At 73.7% G+C, this 1,888-nt stretch carries 2 protein-coding genes and 1 pseudogene; all 3 read left to right on the top strand.

Translation table 11 applies throughout. The annotated features are described in order from the left end of the window. Positions 1-61: 61 nt before the first annotated feature. Positions 62-889: an ABC transporter permease gene (locus tag AWW66_RS32005; protein WP_245648586.1), complete on the top strand. Its 828-nt coding sequence runs from the start codon at positions 62-64 to the stop codon at positions 887-889. Between the two features lie 41 nt (positions 890-930). Beyond that, positions 931-1,788 (top strand): 3'(2'),5'-bisphosphate nucleotidase CysQ, encoded by an 858-nt coding sequence (locus AWW66_RS32000; RefSeq protein WP_083979304.1) that lies wholly within the window; start codon positions 931-933, stop codon positions 1,786-1,788. Next, positions 1,785-1,888, top strand: a pseudogene (locus tag AWW66_RS34150) (sulfate adenylyltransferase subunit CysD); the annotation flags it as partial. The gene AWW66_RS32000 and the pseudogene AWW66_RS34150, both read left to right, overlap by 4 nt.

Below are 1,888 nucleotides of genomic sequence, written 5' to 3'. Positions count from 1 at the left end.
ATCAAGTCGATCGGCTTCGCCCTCGCCATCGGCGTGGCGATCGACGCCTTCGTGGTCCACGGTGACCGCGCTCGACACGCCGACACCGCTGCGGTCGCAGGTGCGCCCGCGCCCCCGCCCCGGGGCCGGCCGCGTCCTCGCCGCCCTGCTACGCCGCGACCTGATGGTCACCGGCCGGGAGCTGTGGGTCATCCTGCTCCAGGTCGGGTTGACGCCGCTGTTCATGCTCTTCGTCTTCGACACGATCCTCGGCGGCCAGGGCATCGTCGGCAGCGGCTTCGCCGAACTGTTCCTGCCCGGCGTCGTCGCGCTGGCCGCCCTCACCACCGGTCTGCAGAGCGTGGCCCTGCCGCTGGTGAAGGAGTTCGGTTTCACCATGGAGATCGAGGACCGGCTGCTGGCCCCGCTGCCGACCGGTCTCGTCGCGGTCGGGAAGCTGATCGTCGCCACCGTCCGGGGGCTGCTCGCGGCCGTCCTGGTCTACCCGCTCGGCGCCCTGATCGTCGGGTCCGCGCCGTGGCGGCCCGCCGGGCTGCCGATGGTGCTGCTGGTGGCGCTGCTGGGCGCCTGGGTGGGGGCGGCGATCGGGATGAGCCTGGCGACCAGCCTGCCGGTGCAGCGGATCAACGTCGCCTTCTCGGTGATCCTCACCCCGATCATCTGGACCGGCTGCATCCACTACCCCTGGCCCCGGTTGTCGTCGATGCCCTGGTACCAGGCGGCCACCGCGCTGAACCCCATGACGTACGTCTCCGAGGGGGTGCGCGGGGCCCTGCTGCCGGGCGTACCGCACCTGCCGGGGTGGGTGTGCCTGGCCGTGCTGACCACGGTCGCGGCGGTGCTGACCTGGGTCAGTGTCCGCTGTTTCATCCGGCGGGCGGTCCAGTGACCACCCGCGCACCGCGTCGAGGCCATCGTGAAGGAGCCGCCATGTCCACCCCTGATCCGTCCGACTCCGACGCCCGGCTCGCCCGGCTGCTCGCGGAGCGCGCCGGCGACCTGCTGCTGCGGGTCCGCGCCGCGCAGGGCTACCACGACCCGGCCGCGCTCAGGGCCGCCGGTGACCGGGCCGCCCACGACCTCCTCCGGGCCGAACTGGCCCGCTGCCGGCCCGGCGACGCGGTGCTCTCCGAGGAGGACGCCGACTCCCGGCGGCGCGGCGGCGCCGACCGGCTGACCGCCGACCGGGTGTGGATCGTCGACCCGTTGGACGGGACGCGGGAGTTCTCGGAGGAGGGGCGGTCGGACTGGGCGGTGCACGTGGCGCTCTGGGCCCGGTACGCCCCGACGCCGCACGGCCTGGTGGCGGGCGCGGTGGCGTTGCCGGCGCAGCACCGGGTGCTGGCCACCGACGTGCCACCGGCGTACCCGCCGGCACCGGCCCGACCCGGCGCACCGATCCGGGTGGCGGCGAGCCGGAGTCGTCCGCCGGTGTTCCTGACGGATCTGGCGGAGGATGTGGGTGCTCAGCTGGTGCCGATGGGGTCGGCGGGGGCGAAGATCGCGGCGGTGGTGACGGGTGAGGTCGACGCGTACATCCACGCGGGTGGGCAGTACGAGTGGGACTCGGCTGCTCCGGTGGCTGTGGCGACGGCCACCGGCCTGCACGCTTCCCGGATCGACGGTTCCGCGCTGACGTACAACGAGGCTGACCCTCGCCTGCCCGACCTGCTGGTCTGCCGTCGGGACCTGGCCGCGCCGCTGCTCGCCGCGCTGCGCCGGCAGTTGTCCGGCACGGCGGCGTCAGCCGAGCACGCCGCCCCGGCGGCCACGGAGGAGTCCCGATGAGCAGTACGCCGGCCGCCTACCACATCTCCCAGTTGGACGAGTTGGAGGCGGAGAGCATCTTTGTGATGCGTGAGGTGGTGGCGGAGATGGAGCGGCCGGT

It is taken from the genome of Micromonospora rosaria (assembly GCF_001567585.1).
Lineage (GTDB): Bacteria > Actinomycetota > Actinomycetes > Mycobacteriales > Micromonosporaceae > Micromonospora > Micromonospora rosaria.
The sequence above is the reverse complement of the archived record's forward strand: the minus strand, read 5'-3'. Positions and strand labels throughout refer to the sequence as shown.